This is a genomic window from Streptosporangium carneum (genome assembly GCF_027922005.1).
Lineage (GTDB): Bacteria > Actinomycetota > Actinomycetes > Streptosporangiales > Streptosporangiaceae > Streptosporangium > Streptosporangium carneum.
Genome location: NZ_BSEV01000028.1, coordinates 57,377 through 73,827, shown reverse-complemented (window position 1 = coordinate 73,827; position 16,451 = coordinate 57,377). Strand labels below are relative to the sequence as shown.

At 70.0% G+C, this 16,451-nt stretch carries 16 protein-coding genes; 3 read left to right on the top strand and 13 right to left on the bottom strand.

Annotation, left to right across the window (positions count from 1 at the left end; genetic code table 11):
* Positions 1–61: 61 nt before the first annotated feature.
* Positions 62–2,119, bottom strand: a complete 2,058-nt coding sequence (locus tag PKF00_RS36760; RefSeq protein ID WP_271222344.1) for an APC family permease — start codon at positions 2,117–2,119, stop codon at positions 62–64.
* A 116-nt stretch (positions 2,120–2,235) separates the two neighbouring features.
* On the opposite strand from PKF00_RS36760, the gene PKF00_RS36755 reads away from it, so the two are divergent.
* Both PKF00_RS36755 and PKF00_RS36750 read left to right on the top strand, forming a co-directional pair.
* Positions 2,236–2,901 carry a potassium channel family protein gene (locus PKF00_RS36755; protein WP_271222343.1) on the top strand — a complete coding sequence of 222 codons (666 nt, stop codon included), beginning with the start codon at positions 2,236–2,238 and terminating at the stop codon, positions 2,899–2,901.
* Positions 2,901–3,575 carry a potassium channel family protein gene (locus PKF00_RS36750; RefSeq protein WP_271222342.1) on the top strand — a complete coding sequence of 225 codons (675 nt, stop codon included), beginning with the start codon at positions 2,901–2,903 and terminating at the stop codon, positions 3,573–3,575. Before PKF00_RS36755 ends, PKF00_RS36750 begins: the two co-directional genes overlap by 1 nt.
* A 60-nt stretch (positions 3,576–3,635) precedes the next feature.
* Here the strand turns inward: PKF00_RS36750 and PKF00_RS36745 are convergent, their stop codons facing one another.
* From PKF00_RS36745 to valS, 7 genes are all read right to left on the bottom strand, one after another.
* Complete coding sequence (locus tag PKF00_RS36745; RefSeq protein WP_271222341.1) at positions 3,636–4,298, bottom strand: DUF3159 domain-containing protein; 663 nt, start codon at positions 4,296–4,298, stop codon at positions 3,636–3,638.
* Between the two features lie 35 nt (positions 4,299–4,333).
* Positions 4,334–4,726, bottom strand: a complete 393-nt coding sequence (locus tag PKF00_RS36740; RefSeq protein WP_271222340.1) for an OB-fold nucleic acid binding domain-containing protein — start codon at positions 4,724–4,726, stop codon at positions 4,334–4,336.
* A 48-nt stretch (positions 4,727–4,774) separates the two neighbouring features.
* A complete protein-coding gene (locus tag PKF00_RS36735; RefSeq protein ID WP_271222339.1) occupies positions 4,775–5,470 on the bottom strand; it encodes a DUF3710 domain-containing protein in 696 nt (231 codons plus the stop codon).
* A 126-nt stretch (positions 5,471–5,596) separates the two neighbouring features.
* Entirely contained in the window at positions 5,597–6,040 is a 444-nt protein-coding gene (gene dut / locus PKF00_RS36730; RefSeq protein ID WP_271222338.1) for a dUTP diphosphatase, read from the bottom strand.
* Positions 6,037–6,591 carry a PaaI family thioesterase gene (locus PKF00_RS36725; RefSeq protein ID WP_271222337.1) on the bottom strand — a complete coding sequence of 185 codons (555 nt, stop codon included), beginning with the start codon at positions 6,589–6,591 and terminating at the stop codon, positions 6,037–6,039. The genes dut and PKF00_RS36725 overlap by 4 nt, the downstream gene beginning before the upstream one ends.
* Positions 6,592–6,602: 11 nt before the next feature.
* The gene (locus PKF00_RS36720; RefSeq protein ID WP_271222336.1) at positions 6,603–7,892 is read right to left on the bottom strand and encodes an AI-2E family transporter; all 1,290 of its coding nucleotides are present in this window, start codon (positions 7,890–7,892) and stop codon (positions 6,603–6,605) included.
* A 335-nt stretch (positions 7,893–8,227) separates the two neighbouring features.
* Positions 8,228–10,789, bottom strand: coding sequence for a valine--tRNA ligase (gene valS, locus PKF00_RS36715; protein ID WP_271222335.1), 2,562 nt, complete (start codon positions 10,787–10,789; stop codon positions 8,228–8,230).
* An 84-nt stretch (positions 10,790–10,873) separates the two neighbouring features.
* Between valS and PKF00_RS36710 the strand changes: the two genes are divergently transcribed.
* Positions 10,874–11,170, top strand: a complete 297-nt coding sequence (locus PKF00_RS36710) for a DUF4235 domain-containing protein (protein ID WP_271222334.1) — start codon at positions 10,874–10,876, stop codon at positions 11,168–11,170.
* A gap of 137 nt (positions 11,171–11,307) precedes the next feature.
* Here PKF00_RS36710 and PKF00_RS36705 read toward each other — a convergent pair whose 3' ends face one another.
* The 5 genes from PKF00_RS36705 to PKF00_RS36685 form a co-directional block, all read right to left on the bottom strand.
* Positions 11,308–12,681 (bottom strand): alpha,alpha-trehalose-phosphate synthase (UDP-forming), encoded by a 1,374-nt coding sequence (locus PKF00_RS36705; RefSeq protein ID WP_271222333.1) that lies wholly within the window; start codon positions 12,679–12,681, stop codon positions 11,308–11,310.
* A 53-nt stretch (positions 12,682–12,734) separates the two neighbouring features.
* Positions 12,735–13,625 carry a hypothetical protein gene (locus PKF00_RS36700; protein WP_271222332.1) on the bottom strand — a complete coding sequence of 297 codons (891 nt, stop codon included), beginning with the start codon at positions 13,623–13,625 and terminating at the stop codon, positions 12,735–12,737.
* Positions 13,626–13,705: 80 nt separating this feature from the next.
* Complete coding sequence (locus PKF00_RS36695) at positions 13,706–14,005, bottom strand: DUF4193 domain-containing protein (protein WP_271222331.1); 300 nt, start codon at positions 14,003–14,005, stop codon at positions 13,706–13,708.
* A 290-nt stretch (positions 14,006–14,295) separates the two neighbouring features.
* Complete coding sequence (locus PKF00_RS36690; protein ID WP_425582183.1) at positions 14,296–15,600, bottom strand: sensor histidine kinase; 1,305 nt, start codon at positions 15,598–15,600, stop codon at positions 14,296–14,298.
* 77 nt (positions 15,601–15,677) lie between these two features.
* On the bottom strand, positions 15,678–16,331 hold the full coding sequence (locus PKF00_RS36685; RefSeq protein ID WP_271222329.1) for a response regulator transcription factor: 654 nt from the start codon (positions 16,329–16,331) through the stop codon (positions 15,678–15,680).
* Positions 16,332–16,451: the final 120 nt, after the last annotated feature.

Below are 16,451 nucleotides of genomic sequence, written 5' to 3'. Positions count from 1 at the left end.
GCCACGCCCCCAGGTTCGTCGTCGGTCAAGCCTCCCCGCGGTCAGGAGTACATACGAAAGGTTAAGCCTTGGCGTCCTGGTCCCGAGCCATCCCTCCTGCGACCGTCTCGTGGCGGGGACGGCGCACCGCGCCGGGGGCGAAGGGTTCGGGGCGGCCCTTGAGGCGGTCGGAGGAGTGCAGCTGCCAGGGCACGCTGGTGACCATCACGCCGGGCTGGAAGAGCAGCCGCCCCTTGAGCCTGAGCGCGCTCTGGTTGTGCAGCAGGTGCTCCCACCAGCGGCCGACGACGTACTCCGGGATGTAGACGGTCACCACGTCACGGGGCGAGCGGCGGCGCAACGACTTGACGTACTCCAGGATCGGCCGGGTGATCTCGCGATAGGGCGAGTCGAGCATCTTCAGCGGGACCGGGATGCCCCTGCGCTCCCACTCCTCCTGCAGCGCCCGCGCCTCCTCGCCCTCGACCCCGACGGTGACGGCCTCCAGTGTGGAGGGCCGGGTGGCGCGGGCGTAGCTGAGCGCCCGCAGGGTCGGCTTGTGGATCTTGGAGACCAGGACGACGGCGTGGTTGCGCGCGGGCAGCATCGACTCGTCGACCTGGAGGTCCTCGGACACCGCGAGTTCGGCCGCGACGTTCTCGTAGTGGCGGTGGATGCCCTTCATGGTCAGGAACAGCACCGGCATGGCCACGCAGACGATCCACGCGCCGTGGGTGAACTTGGTGAGCAGCACGACCACCAGCACCACGCCGGTCATGACGCCGCCGAAGAAGTTGATGACCCGCGAGCGCCGCATCTGCGCCCTGGTCTTCGGGTCCGTCTCGGTCCTCAGGTGCCGGGTCCAGTGCCGGACCATGCCGATCTGGCTCAGTGTGAACGACACGAAGACACCGACGATGTAGAGGTTGAGCAGGCGGCTGACGTCGGCGTCGAACCCCCACAGCAGCAGGCAGGCGCCCGCGGCCAGGATGACGATGCCGTTGGAGAAGGCCAGCCGGTCACCCCTGGTGTGCAGCTGGCGGGGCAGGAACCGGTCCTGGGCCAGGATGGAGCCGAGCACGGGGAAACCGTTGAAGGCGGTGTTGGCCGCGAGGAACAGGATCAGCGCGGTGACCGCGGCGATGACGATGAAGAACAGCGACCCGCTGCCGAAGACCGCGTCGGCCACCTGGGCGATGATCGGCTGCTGGTAGTAGTCGGGCCCCGCAGGCCTGCCGTCGATGAGCACGTCGTGGGCGGCGGTGGCGGGGTCGGCGACCTTGACGCCCGAGGCCAGGCCGAGCGTGATGATGCCGACGAACATGGTGACCGCGATCAGGCCCATCATCAGCAGCGTGGTCGCGGCGTTCTTGCTCTTGGGCTTGCGGAACGCCGGGACGCCGTTGCTGATCGCCTCGACGCCGGTCAGCGCCGCGCAGCCGGAGGAGAAGGCGCGCAGGATCAGGAACGCCGCCGCCAGTGAGGTCAGATTGGTCTGCTCGGCGACGATCTGGTAGTCGGCGGTCGGCGCGCGCAGCTCGTCGCCGAGGACGAGCAGCCGGAAGCCGCCCCAGGCGACCAGTCCGATGACGGAGATCATGAAGGCGTAGGTGGGGATCGCGAACGCCGCGCCGGACTCGCGGATGCCGCGCAGGTTGACCAGTGTCAGCAGGACGACGATGACGATCGCCACCAGCGGCTTGTGCTCGGCGACGTAGGGAATGGTCGCGCCCACGTAGTCGACGCCGTTGGCGACGGAGACCGCGACGGTCAGCACGTAGTCGACCATGAGGGCGCTGGCGACGGTGAGGCCGGCGTTGCGGCCCAGGTTGACCGTGGCCACCTCGTAGTCGCCGCCGCCGCTGGGATAGGCGTGCACGTTCTGCCGGTAGGACGCCACGACCGTGAGCATCACCAGGACGACGCCCACCGCCACCCAGGGCGCGAAGTGGTAGAACGAGAGTCCGGCGATGGAGAGGATGACGAGGATCTCCTGTGGCGCGTAGGCCACCGAGGAGAGGGCGTCACTCGCGAAAACGGGCAGCGCGATGCGCTTGGAGAGCAATTGCTCATGTAACTGCGTGCTGCGCAGCGCGCGCCCGATGAACAGGCGCTTGACAAGGTCCGTCACCTTTGACACGTCTGCCGATGCTAGTCCCCATCCATACGCCCCGCTGACGCGGCACTCCCGAAGCGGGCCATACTGACTAGGTACACAGGGAACAAGATCCGCCTCAACGCGAGCGGCGGGGGAGCATGCATATCGTGATCATGGGATGTGGCCGGGTGGGTTCGACCCTGGCGCACATCCTGGAGGACAGCGGCCACTCGGTCGCGATCATCGACCGGGATCCGCAGGCCTTCCGCAGGCTGCGGGCCGGTTTCCGGGGTCGCCGGGTGACCGGCATCGGCTTCGACAGGGACGTCCTGGAGGAGGCCGGCATCGAGTCCGCGGGCGCCTATGTGGCGGTCAGCAGCGGCGACAACTCCAACATCATCTCCGCCAGGGTCGCCCGCGAGACGTTCGGCGTGGACAACGTCGTGGCCCGCATCTACGACTCCCGACGCGCCGAGGTCTACCAGCGCCTCGGCATCCCCACGGTGGCCACGGTGCGCTGGACCGCCGACCAGATCCTGCGCCGGGTCCTGCCCGAGGGCGCCGAGCCGCTGTGGCGCGACCCGACCGGGTCCGTCGTGCTGGCCGAGGTCGCCTACCACCCCGGGTGGATCGGCACCAGGAGCAAGGACCTCGAGGAGGCGGCCGCCACCCGCGTGGCGTTCATCAACCGGATGGGCGAGACCCTGCTGCCCAGGAACGACTCCGTGGTGCAGGAGGGCGACATCCTGCACGTCATGGCGGCCGAGAACGACATGGAGCGCATCAACAAGGTGCTCTCCGGGGCTCCGGAGGAGGGTCACTGATGCGCGTCACCATCGCGGGTGCGGGAGCCGTGGGGCGCTCCATCGCCGCCGAGCTCCTGGAGAACGGCCACGAGGTCCTGCTCATCGACATCGACCCGAAGGCCATCAAGATCGACACCGTGCCGAGGGCGGAGTGGCTCCTCGCCGACGCCTGCGAGATCTCCTCCCTGGACGAGGCGGGCCTGGCCGACTGTCACGTGGTCGTCGCCGCCAGCGGCGACGACAAGGTCAACCTCGTCGTCTCGCTGCTCGCCAAGACCGAGTACGGCGTGCCGCGCGTGGTGGCCAGAACCAACCACCCCAAGAACGAGTGGCTGTTCAACGAGTCCTGGGGCGTGGACGTGGCCGTCTCGACCCCGCGCCTGCTGAGCGCGCTGGTCGAGGAGGCGGTGAGCGTCGGCGACCTGGTCCGCCTGATGACCTTCCGCCAGGGACAGGCCAACCTGGTCGAGCTCACCCTGCCCGAGGACGCGCCGGTCGTCGGGCACCGGGCGGGTTCGGTGCCGTGGCCCGCCGACACGGCGCTGGTCGCGATCCTGCGGGAGGGCCGGGTGCTGGTCCCCACCGCGGACGACCCGCTCGAGGCGGGCGACGAGCTGATGTTCGTGGCCAACCAGGAGGTCGAGGAGGAGCTGGGGCGGCTGCTCTCGCCGCACCACCGCTCCGCGAGCTGACCTCCCCCGCCCGGAGCACCGGTCCCGTACGGCATGGCCGTGCGGGTCCGGCCCGTCTTCTCAGGAGACGGCGGGCCGGACCGGGGTCCTCCCCCTGGCCAGCAGCCAGACCATGGCGGCGAGGCTCGCGACCTGGAGCGGCCATCCCATGACGATCTTCAGGATGCCCAGCTCCGCGACGGCGTCGTTGCCGCCGATGAGGTACACGGGAAGCTGCACGGCCACCCGGACCACGCACGGGATCATCAGCATCCAGGTGAGCTTGGAGCACAGGCGCACGACGGCCGGGTCGTCGCGCCACGAGGTCGGATCACCGGTGACCGACCCGATCAGGAAGCCGACCACCGGCCAGCGCACGACGATCGACAGCAGCATCGCCACCGAGTATCCCGCGTTGTAGAGGATGCCCGGCAGGAAGACGTCCTTCGCGTCGCCGGTGCGCGAGGCGAAGAACGCGCCGATGCCGATGCCGACCAGGCTGTTGAGCACGAACTGCGGCGTCGAACGCTGCAGCACGCGCACGACCAGCAGCAGCACCGCGGCGGAGACGCTGACGATCAGCGACGTCCTCAGGTCGGAGGTGACGACCCACATCAGGGTGAAGGCGATCGTGGGCACGGCGGCCTCGACGATGCCCCGCACTCCGCCGAAGGCCTTGGCGAGCTGGCTGCGCATCGCCGCCTCGACCGTGAGGTGCGCGCTGTTCTCGTCGGTGGTGCTCATCTGTTCTCGCTCACCGCTCCGTGGTCGTCGATCGCTCACGCACCGCCCGCCGGGCGCAGCTCGTACCTGGGATTGAACATCACCTTGCGCCCGTCCTGAAGGCTGACGAGCCCTTCCGCGAGCAGCATCCTGCCCGGCTCGATCCCGGCGATCCTCCGCCGCCCGAGCCACACCAGGTCGATCACGTCGGAACCGTCGTAGAGCTCCGCCTCAAGGGCGGGCGCGCCCCCGCGAGGGCGAAGCGTGACCGTCCGTAGTGTACCGGTGACACAGAACCGGCGTCGGCCGCCGCACGAGACGATCGGCGTGGCGCCGTGGCGATCGAGGTCCTGCTGGAGTTCGCTGGCCTCCAGCTCTGCCTGGCTCGTCGTCAGCCGACGGAAGAAGCCTCGAAATCCGCCCTGTTTATGCGGTTCCTGAGAACCCACGACCTCTCCTTCACATACGTGTTGAATCAGCGTACGCGATCCCTCACGTCAGCGAATCTCCGCGATTTCCGGACCGCGATCGAAGGGGTTGAGATCGGGGGTGTCCCGTCCGCCCGCCTGCTGCTCGACCGCCTGCCTGGCCTCGGGCGGAAGCCGCAGCTCGATGGCCTCCTTCGGGGCCATCGGCTCGTCCCCGCGGACCACGACGATGTCGCGGACGACCCCCTCCAGGGTCGCGGTGACCTCCTCGCTCGGCTCGGCACGGCCGCTGACCACCGCGCGGAGGAACCAACGCGGCCCGTCGACGCCGATGTAGCGCACCGACTGGGCCCCCTCCTCTCCCGGGACCCGCGCGACCAGCTCGGCCCCGAACGGCCCCTCCCGCTCCTCGACCGTGCCTCCCGCGCCTCGCACGCCCTCGGCGAGCTCGGCGCGGACCTCGTCCCAGATGCCGCTGCGCTTGGGCGCGGCGAACGCGTGCACCTGCAGGGCGCTGTCCTCGAAGATGACGACCGCGCCCACGATGTGGTCGCCGGCCAGGTTGAGCTGCACCTCGAAGCCGGGATCGACCGGCAGGCGCAGGCCTCCGAGATCGACCCGCTCCCGCTCGGGGTACGGCTCGCCGGAGTCCCACGGCCCCGACTCCCGGACCTGAGCCTCCTCCTCCAACGGCCCGTTCCGCTCGACCTGCTCGGCCTGAGCCCGGGGCTCCTCGCGACGGCGACGTCCGAACACTTTTCTCACGCTCCTTGAAGATTCACTGGACGCTTCCCCTCGGCCCTCGTCTCACGGGCGACGGCCCGGCGGCGGGACGGTTCCCGCGTCGGGCTCGCCGGCCGCTGCACGGGTGTCATCGGGTTCGCCTCCTCGTCAGCGGCCGGTGGATCCGAACCCGTCGGCGCCTCGCGCCGAACCGGGCAACCGGTCCACCTCGTAGAACACGGCTCTCTCCACCCGCTGGACCACGAGCTGGGCGATGCGGTCGCCTCTGCGCAGCCGTGCAGCCTCCTTGGCGTCGGTGTTGAGCAGCGTCACCCTGATCTCGCCGCGGTAGCCCGCGTCCACGGTGCCGGGCGCGTTGACGAGCGTCACGCCGTGCCGGGCGGCCAGGCCCGAGCGCGGGTGGATGAACGCGGCGTATCCGTCCGGCAGGGCGATCGCGACGCCGGTGCCGACCATGACGCGCTCTCCGGGAAGCAGTTCGACGTCCTCGACGGCGTAGAGGTCGGCGCCCGCGTCGCCGGGGTGGGCGTAGGACGGCATGGGCAGTTCGGCGTCGAGCCGGTGGATCAACACCTCGACTTTGCCGGTCACGGGTTCACCTCGTAATCGTGATGCTCGTCGATGATCGCCTGGGCGTCACCGTGCTTGGCGAAGTGCTCCATGCCCACCTCGATGAAGAGCGCGGCCGCGCGCACGGCGACCGGGCCGTCCTCGGAGCCGATCCGTCCCTCAGCCTCAAGGTACGCCTTCCGCCCCGACATGCCGGTGCACCAGGCGCGCAGGTGCAGGGTCGTGCCGAGCGGGACGGGCGCGAGATAGTCGGTCTCGAGGCGTCCGGTGACGTAGGGACGCTGGAAAAGCCACACCGACATGCCGATGACCTCGTCCATCGCCGCGGCCAGCACACCGCCGTGCGCGAGGCCCGGCGCGCCCTGGTGCGCCTCTCCGACGGTGAACTCGGCGGTCACCGTGATCCCGTCAGGGGTCACGGCGTTCAGGTGCAGGCCTGTCGGATGCCGGTCCCCGCAGCCGAAGCAGCGGCTGTAGTGCGGGCCGAGCCGGGCGCCGGGGGCGGGCGCGCCGGGCCGCGCCTCCGGCAGGGTGGCCCCCGGCGGAGGGGTCGTCACGGTGGAACGGGTCACGGAGCAGAACGTTACCCCTTGTGCTGCGGGGATCCCTCATTCGCGGGCCCTGCCTGACCGGCGTGCCCGGCTTGTCCCGCCTGCTCCACGGCGTCGGTCCTCTCACCGGTCTCACCGGGCTCGGCGGCTCCGGCGGCCTCCTCGCCCGCCCCTGCCCCGGCCGCCGCTCCCACGAGCCCGGACGAGGACGCCGGGGGCTCAGCGGACGGCGGGGACCCCGACGGGACGGGGGGCAGGGCGATCGGTGGTTCGCTCATGAGCTCGGGGAGCGCCCGGTAGATCACGGCGGCGACCGGCACCGCGACCGCGGCCCCCGCGATGCCCGCCACGATTCCGCCGACGGCCAGCACCAGGATGATCGCCAGCGGGTGGAAGCTCAGCGCCCTGCCGACGATCAGCGGCTGCAGGACGTGGTTCTCCAGCTGCTGCTCGACCACCAGGATGCCGAGGAAGATCAGCGCGTAGATCGGCCCCTTCGCGCCGAGGGTGACCAGGGTGGCGACGCCTCCGGCGAAGAAGATGCCGACGATGGGGATGAAGCTGGCCAGGAAGATCAGCACGGCGAGCGGCGCCCAGAGCGGAACCCCCATCCCGGCGAGCACGATGCCCATGACCACGCCGTGCACGGCGGCGACCGCCACGGTGCCCTGCACGTAGTGCGACAGGGTCACCCAGGCGACCCGTCCCGCCCTGTCGACCCTGGGCGCGGCCGAGCCGAACGCCTTGAGGAACCACGACCAGATGCGGTCGCCGTCCTTGAGCAGGAAGAAGGTGACGAAGAGCAGCAGCACGATGGAGGCGAGCACCTCCAGCGCCACCGTCGCGCCGGTGAGCACCGTTTGGGTGATCTGGTTGCGCTGGGCGGTGACCTGCTTGCTGATCTCGTCGACCCAGGTGGTGAGCTGGTTCGGCTGCAGGTGCAGCGGCCCGGTGTAGAGCCACTGCTCCACGGTCTGGGAGGTCTTGCGCACCTGGTCGACCAGGGCGGGGATCTCGTCGTTGGCCCGCAGCCCGATGAACCAGCCGATGCCGCCGAGCACGGCGAACGCGATCAGCATGGTGATCCAGGTGGCGTATATCGGCCTGACGCCCACCGCCCTGAGCCTTCTGGTGACCGGGAACATCAGCGCGGTCAGCAGCAGCGCGATGGCCACCGGCAGGACCACGATGCGTAACGTCGCGATGAACTGCGCGAAGTAGAACACGGCCCAGCCGATGATGATCAGGCACAGGCTCCAGACGGCCACGCGGAGCAACGTGCGCGGCACCAGGTTCGTCAGACGTTCCCGATCGGAGATCACGCTTCCAGACTGTCATGCCACGGCGTGTGATGCGCATGGTTATCGGCCGGACACGGAAAGGGAGGCGGCCGGGCGGACCTCGGCCCCGGCCCGCGCGGGGCGTCTCCGGGCCGGGCGGGGCGTCTCCGGGCGGCTGAATGGGAGGGGCCCGGGGTGGGCCCCTCCGTGTGCGATCCGGATCAGCGCTCGCCCGGCGGCCGGGCGATCACCCTGTCGTCGAGGTGGCAGTCACAGTTGCCGCAGCCAGGAAGCACGCTCTCCTCCTCCCCTCACCTGCTCGTGCCTCGACCGTACGGCAGGAGCGTCGGACGAAAAGGCCAGATTCGCGTGCGCGGTCAGGTGAGGGCCACCTCGACGAGCAGGTCGCCCTCACCGGGCTGGAGCACGAACTCCTCGACGGCTCCCGCGCCGCACAGGTCGTCCTGCGCCTGCCGTACGAGATCGGCCAGGCCTCCGGTGACGGTCAACCTGGCGACCTCGGCGCGCATCGACAGCCTGGCGTCCGACTTGGCCCTGCGGACGTGGCCGAGGACCGCGGCCACCGCGGGCAGCAGCTCCGTCCTGCCGTCGGGGCCGCCGTCGGGACCACTGCCGCGGCGGGCGGCCTCGGGCCAGGCCGCGCGGTGCACCGAGCCCTCGCGCCACCAGGACCAGACCTCCTCGGTGACGAACGGCAGGAACGGGGCGAACAGCCTGAGCATGACGTCCAGCGCCTCGCGCAGCGCCGCGTGGGCCGAGCGCGCCGCGGGACCGGTCTCGTAGGCCCTCGCCTTGACCAGTTCCAGGTAGTCGTCGCAGAACTCCCAGAAGAACCGTTCGGTCCGCTCGAGCGCGCGGGTGTAGTCGTAGGCCTCGAACGCCTCGGTCGCCTCGCGGACCACCTCGTCGAGACGGGCCAGCATCGACAGGTCGATCGGCTCGGTGACCTCGCCGCCGTCCTCTCCGAGGCCGAGGACGAACCTGGAGGCGTTCAGAATCTTGATCGCCAGCCTGCGGCCGACCTTGATCTGGCCGGTGTCGAAGGCGGTGTCCGTGCCGGGACGGCCGCCGGCCGCCCAGTAGCGGACCGCGTCCGAGCCGTACTGCTCCAGCAGGCCGAGCGGGGTGACCACGTTGCCGACCGACTTGGACATCTTCTTGCGGTCGGGGTCGAGGATCCATCCGGAGATGGCGACGTTGCGCCAGGGCAGCGTGCCCTTCTCCAGGTGCGACCTGACCACGGTCGAGAACAGCCAGGTACGGATGATCTCGTGGGCCTGCGGCCTGAGGTCCATCGGGAAGACCCGCCCGAACAGGTCCTCGTCCTGCTCCCAGCCGCCCGCGACCTGCGGGGTCAGCGAGGAGGTCGCCCAGGTGTCCATGACGTCCTCCTCTCCGGTGAAACCGCCGGGCACGCCGCGCTGCTCCTTGGTGTAGCCGGGCGGCACGTCGGTCGCGGGGTCCATCGGCAGCGAGGACTCCTCGGGCAGGATCGGCGCGGAGTGGTCGGGCCGCCCGCTGTCGTCCAGCGGGTACCACACCGGGATCGGCACCCCGAAGAACCGCTGCCGGGAGATCAGCCAGTCGCCCGCCAGTCCCTCGACCCAGTTGTCGTAGCGGACCTTCATGTGCGGCGGGTGCCAGGCCAGCTCTCCGCCCCGCGCCAGGAGCGCGTCCCTGAGCGCGCGGTCCCGCCCGCCGTTGCGGATGTACCACTGACGGGTGGTGACGATCTCCAGGGGCCGGTCGCCCTTCTCGTAGAAGTTCACCGGGCGCCTGATCGGGCGGGGCTCGCCCTCCATGTCGCCGGACTCGCGCAACAGCTCCACGATCCGCTCGCGGGCCCCGTGCACGGTCCTTCCCGCCAGCTCGGCGTACGGCTCCGCCGGGACGCCCTGCGGCGCCTCGGGCAGCAGCCTTCCGTCCTTGCCCACGACGGCCCTGGTCGGCAGGTCCAGCTCGCGCCACCAGGTGACGTCGGTGAGGTCGCCGAAGGTGCAGATCATGGCGATGCCCGAGCCCTTGTCCGGCTCCGCCAGGTGATGGGCCAGCACCGGCACCTCGACGCCGAACAGCGGCGTCCTGACCGTGGCGCCGAACAGCGGGCGGTAGCGCTCGTCGTCGGGGTGGGCGACCAGCGCGACGCAGGCGGGCACCAGCTCGGGGCGGGTCGTCTCGATCCAGACCCGCTCGCCGAGCCCCGCCGCCCGCTGCTCGGGCGAGAGGGTGAAGCCGAGCCGGTGGAAGGCTCCCGGCCACTCCCTGTTCTCGAGTTCGGCCTGGGCGACGGCCGTGCGGAAGGTGACGTCCCAGAGCGTGGGGGCCTGCGCCAGGTAGGCCTCGCCCCTGGCGAGGTTGCGCAGGAACGCGCGCTGGGAGGCGGCCCGCGCCTGCCCGTCGACGGTGGCGTAGGTCAGCGACCAGTCGACCGACAGGCCGAGGCGGCGCCACAGCTCCTCGAACGCCTTCTCGTCCTCGAGCGTGAGCCGCTCGCACAGCTCGATGAAGTTGCCGCGCGAGACGGGGACCTGGCGTTTGGCGTCCGGCTTGGCCGGGGGCCGGAAGTCCGGGTCGTAGGGGACGGAGGGGTCGCAGCGCACGCCGAAGTTGTTCTGCACCCGGCGCTCGGTCGGCAGGCCGTTGTCGTCCCAGCCCATGGGGTAGAAGACCTCGCGCCCGCGCATGCGCTGGAAGCGGGCGATCGTGTCGGTGTGGGTGTAGGAGAAGACGTGGCCGACGTGCAGGGATCCGGAGACGGTCGGCGGCGGGGTGTCGATGGAGTAGATCTCCGCCCGGGTGCGCGACCTGTCGAAGCGGTAGGTCCCCTCGGCCTCCCAGCGGGCTACCCATACGGTTTCCAGCCCGTCGAGAGTGGGTTTCTCGGGCATGGGCGCACGGCGCAGTCGCTGTTGTGTCATGCCACCCTATGGTATGGCGTCACGTGGTACCGCGACGGAGGAGACTAGTGTTCTTGACGGAGTGAGAAAAGGGGAGGAGGCCTCATGGCCGACAAGACCGAGAAGCAGGATCTGGCGTGGCGGGCCATCGGGGGCCTGGCGGGGCTCGTGACGGCCTGGGCCGCCAGGAAGGCCATCGGGTTCGCCTGGGAGAAGACGACCGGCAAGAAGCCCCCGGCGGACAACGAGTCGCTGGACATCGGCCTGGGCGAGGCGATCGGCTACGCCGTGGTGATGGGCGTGGGCATGCAGGTCGCGCAGATCCTGGTGGCCCGCACGGCCAGGAGGCGCTACGACGCGTGGAAGGCCCTGCGTGACGCGGCCAGGGAGGTCACCGCCTGACGCCCTCCCCCGGGCCGGGCGCGCCCGGCGGGACCCCGGCGGGCACGGAGCCTTCGGTCGTCGAAAGGCCTCGGAGGCTCGGGGGACCTCGGAGGACCTCGGAGACACGGACTCCCGGCGGGCGCGGAGGTCCGGGGTCATGCCTCCAGGGAGGTGAGGAACTCCTTCGCCCAGCGGTCCACGTCGTAGGTCGCGACCCTTCTGCGCAGCGAGCGCATCCGGCGTGACAGGTCGTGCGGCGTGGCCCGCATCGCGGCCAGCATCGTCCGTTTGAGCCCGTCCACGTCGTAGGGGTTGACCATGAACGCCTGCCGCAGCTCGTCGGCGGCCCCGGCGAACTCGCTGAGCACCAGGGCGCCGCGCAGGTCGTTGCGACAGGCGATGTACTCCTTGGCGACCAGGTTCATCCCGTCGCGCAGCGGGGTCACCACCATCACGTCGGCCGCCAGGTAGAGCGCGGCGAGCTCCTCCCGGCCGTAGGACTGGTGCATGTACTGCACCGGCTGCTGGCCGAACTCGCCCTGCTCCCCGTTGATCCGGCCGACCTGCAGCTCGATCGAGTCGCGAAGGCGCATGTACTCCTCGACCCGTTCCCGGCTCGGCGTCGCGATCTGCACGAACGCCGCCTCCCCTGGCTTGATCGAGCCCTCCGACAGCAGCTCGCCGAACGCCTTCAGGCGCTGGCCGATCCCCTTGGTGTAGTCGAGCCTGTCGACGCCGAGCAGCACGCACTCGGGATCTCCCAGCTCGGTGCGGATCTCCTTGGCGCGCTCGATGATGTGCGGCTCGCGGACCAGGGAGTCGAGCTCCCCGAAGTCGACCGAGATGGGGAACGCGGCGGCCCGCACCACGCGGTCCTCCACGTAGATCTCGTTCTTGTGGTGCTGGAGGCCGAGCAGCCTGCGGCAGAGCCTGATGAAGTTGGAGGCGCCGCCGGGGCGCTGGAAGCCGACCATGTCGGCGCCGAGCAGGCCCTCGACGATCTCCCTGCGCCACGGGAGCTGCGAGAACAGCTCGACCGGCGGGAAGGGGATGTGCAGGAAGAACCCGATGCGCAGGTCCGGGCGGAGCTTGCGGAGCATGGCGGGGACCAGCTGGAGCTGGTAGTCCTGGATCCACACGACCGCGTTCTCCGCGGCCTCCTCGGCCGCGGCGCGGGCGAAGCGGTCGTTGACCGCGCGGTAGGCCTCCCAGGTGACGCGGGAGTAGACCGGCGGGGCGACCACGTCGTGGTAGAGAGGCCAGAGCGTGGCGTTGGAGAAGCCCTCGTAGTAGAGCTCGACCTCCGACTCCGACAGCGGCACGGGGATGAGGTGCATGCCGTCGTGCTCGAAGGAGTCGAGGAACTCGCCGGGTGCGCCGTGCCAGCCGATCCACGCGCCCTCGCGTCGCTGGAGGACGGGAGCGATCGCGGTGACCAGGCCGCCCGGGCTGCGCCGCCACATGTCGTCACCCGCGCGGTCGACGGGGAGGCGGTTTGCGACGATCAGAAACGAGCTGCGGCCCTGCACAAAATCCTCCAGGTAGTCGGACTACTCCTAACAACTACCCAATTCAGGCGTTTCTATGACTTACCGGGTGGAAGTGCCCGATGAATTCTTAGATCGGCCCTGACCGCCTCGGCGAGCTTCCTTGTGGCGGCCCGGTTGAGGGCTCCACCGGCCACGGCTCCGGTGAGGAAGGGGCCGAAGGTGGTCAGGTGACGCCCGAGGGTGCGCATCAGCCGGTTGCGCAACGCCGTCTTGGTGGCCGCGCCGAGCGCGACGGACACCGAGGCCGGAGAGAGCGGGTCGACTCCGCGCTGCTTGGACCAGGCGCCCACGAAGACCATGGCCCGCTGGGTGCCGCTGCCGGGCACCTGGACGCCGTAGACCTCGTGGAGCTCGGCGAGAAGCTTGACCTCGATCGCGGCGACCACGAGGGTTTCGGCCACGAGCTGGGCCGGGGCGGAGAGCAGCAGGGGCGGGGCGGCGAACTCGGCCGCGGCGAGGGCGCCGCCGAGGGCGCCGACCGTCATGGTGGCCTTGGCCGCGGTCCGCACGAGGTCGTCGGCCAGCGCCTCCGACGTGAGACCGTGGTGGTGCTCGGACAGGGTGGCCAGATCGCGGATGGGGATGCGGGGGGCGACGGCGGTGAACACGTCGGCCAGCCAGCGTCCTCGGCCGATCCCGGTCTCCTTGGCCTTCCTGGACCCCCTGGCCAGTGCGGCGGTCAGGCGGCCGAGCAGCTGCCGCCGCTCGGCGCCCTCCATGTCACCCGGTTCGGCGAGCCTGCCGACGAGCTCGGACACCTCCCGGTCGGAGGCGTCGGCGCTCCGCTCGAGCGCGCCGTTCGACCGTTCCGGCGCGTCGGCCGATCCGCCCGTCGCTCCGGCCTTTCGATCCGGTGCGCCGGGCGACTCCCCGGCTGTGGAGTCGTCCGGCTCGGCACCGGTCTGTTTGTTCTCTGACGTCATGTCGCGGAACCTCCTCAAGGCTGTCCTGGGGCCCTACCCGTCGATGGAAGGACACACATCGGACGGCCGTCGGAACATCGTCAGGCCGCGCACTCCTTGCAGATCTGCTGGCCGTTCCTCTCGACCGCGAGCTGGCTGCGGTGGTGCACCAGGAAGCACCGCGCGCAGGTGAACTCGTCGGCCTGACGAGGAATCACTCTCAGCGAGAGCTCCTCGTTCGACAGGTCCGCACCCGGCAGTTCGAGCGACTCGGCGAGATCCGTCTCGTCGATGTCGATGCTGCCCGAGGACTTGTCGGTACGGCGTGCCTGCAGTTCCTGAAGACTGTCCTCGTTGAGGTCGTCGTCAGTCTTGCGTGGACTGTCGTAGTCGGTAGCCATCGGTCTGCTCCATCCCCCTCATCTATCTGTTTGCGCTTGTCAATCTGTCTGCGCTCGTTCGCGCGTGTGTAACGTCCGAGAGGCTCAACTTGTGCCCGATCCGCCAGATAGATTCCTGCATCGGTACCCCGTCGGAATGGTCGCTGAACCTCCCCACACGTGAGGGACCCACTGCCAATGGGCGCGGTTAGCCAAATATGGCGTAAACCACAACATTGGCGGCATGCACCACCGTGTTCGACGGCACATCCAACCACATGTACGGCGTGAACGAGACGCCCCCCGCCGGATCAGCGCGGCTGAAGTCTCACCGTCACCACAAGGCCTCCTCCGTCCCTGGGGACGGCGGTCACGTTGCCCCCGTGAGCCCGTACGACCGCGCGGACGATGGACAGCCCGAGCCCCGCCCCCTTGGACGAGTCGACCCGTTCGGCGTTGAGGCGCCGGAAGGGTTCGAACAGACCGTTCACCTCGTACGCGGGCACGTGCGGCCCCGTGTTGGCCACCTGAACAATCAGCGCCCCCTCCACCATTCCCGTCCGCACCCACAGACGTCCCGCGTCGGGGAGGTTGTGCTTGATGGCGTTCTCCACCAGGTTGGACACGCAGCGCTCCAGGAGCACCGGGTCGCCCACGGTGTGCGCGCTCTGAAGCTCGGCGGTCACGGTGACCCCCGCCTCCTCCGCGCGCGGGGCGAGCTGCTCGACGGCGGTCTCCGCCACGTCCTTCACGTCCACCGGCTTGCGCACGGTCAGCTCGCGCTCGCTGCGCGCCAGCAGCAGCAGGCCCTCGATGAGCTGCTCGTTGCGGGCGTTGACCTCCAGGAGCGTGCGGCCCAGCGCCTTGAGGTCCTCCGACGCCTCAGGATCGCCCAGTGCGATCTCCAGGACCGTCCGGTTGATCGTCAGGGGGGTGCGCAGCTCGTGCGAGGCGTTGCCCACGAACCTTCGCTGCGTGTCGAACGCCACGTTCAGCCTGGTCAGCATGGCGTCGAAGGTGTCGGCCAGCTCCTTGAGCTCGTCGTCCGGCCCCTTGAGGTCGATGCGCTCGTGGGCCAGTGTGCTGTCGGAGAGCTTGCGCGCGGTCGCGGTCATCTGCTGGATCGGCTTGAGCGCGCGGTCGGCGACCAGGTAACCGATGATGATCGCCAGGACGCCGACCCCCAGCAGGGCCAGCAGCGACCGGGAGAGCAGTTCCTTGCCCACCTCGTAGACGGCGGCGTGCTGGTACCACTTCCAGTCCTGCTCCGCCTTGGCCACCACGGCGGCGGGCCACGAATCCAGGTTGAACGGGATCTCCGGCCATACCGAGTCCATCACGGAGCCGACTATCAGATAGATCACGAACAGCAGCAGGGCGCCGGCCATGAAGAACAGCACGCCGTAGGTGATGGTCAGCCGCCAGCGGATGCTGATCCGGTCGACGACCGCCTGCAGTCGTTCGATGGGGGTGCGCGAGACCTGCGTCGCGCCGGGCGGAGGCGGCCCGTCCCACACCGGCGGCCCCGTCGGCGGAGGCGCCTGGACGTTCACGGGGAAGACCGCGGCCTGCCGCCCGCCCCTGCCGGCGCCCCGCTCGGAGTGCGGGCTGATCATCGGGTGGGTCGGCACCGACTGTCCCTGCTCCTCGGCGGGAACGCCCGCCCACCGGTCCTCGCCGCCTCCTGGAACGCTCACAGTTTGTATCCGACCCCGGGCACCGTCTCGATCACCTGAGGCTCGCCCAGTTTCTTCCTCAGGGTCATCATGGTCACGCGCACCACGTTGGTGAAGGGATCGATGTTCTCGTCCCACGCCTTGTCCAGCAGGTCCTCCTGGCTGACGACCGCGCCCTCGGCGCGCATCAGCTCCTCCAGGACCGCGAACTCCTTCTTCGTGAGCGCGATCTCCTCGCCGTCCCTGGTGACCAGCCGCTTGCCCGGGTCCAGACGGACCCCGGCGCGTTCCAGCACGGGGGGCAGCGCGGGAGCCGAACGGCGGCCGAGCGCCCGCACCCGCGCGACGAGCTCGATGAACACGAAGGGCTTGGCCAGGTAGTCGTCGGCGCCGAGCCCCAGCCCCTCCACCTTGTCGTCGACGTCGCCGGACGCGGTGAGCATCAGGATCCTGGACGCGGTCCGGTCGGCCACCAGGCGGCGGCAGACCTCGTCCCCGTGGACCTTGGGCAGGTCCCGGTCCAGGACGATCACGTCGTAGTCGATGTATCCGGTCCGCTCCAGCGCGCCCGCGCCGTCGTAGGCGACGTCGACGGCCATGGCCTCACGTCGGAGTCCCGTCGCGATCGCGTCAGCGAGCACCCGCTCGTCCTCAACCACAAGCACCCGCACGGCCTCTGGCACCTCCCGTGAAAAGATCGGAGAACAGCCGTGGAAACGGCCATTCATTGTCGCCATACCCCTCGTAAGACGGCGGTAAGGCCAGTGCAACCATAGGCACAATGCGTGACG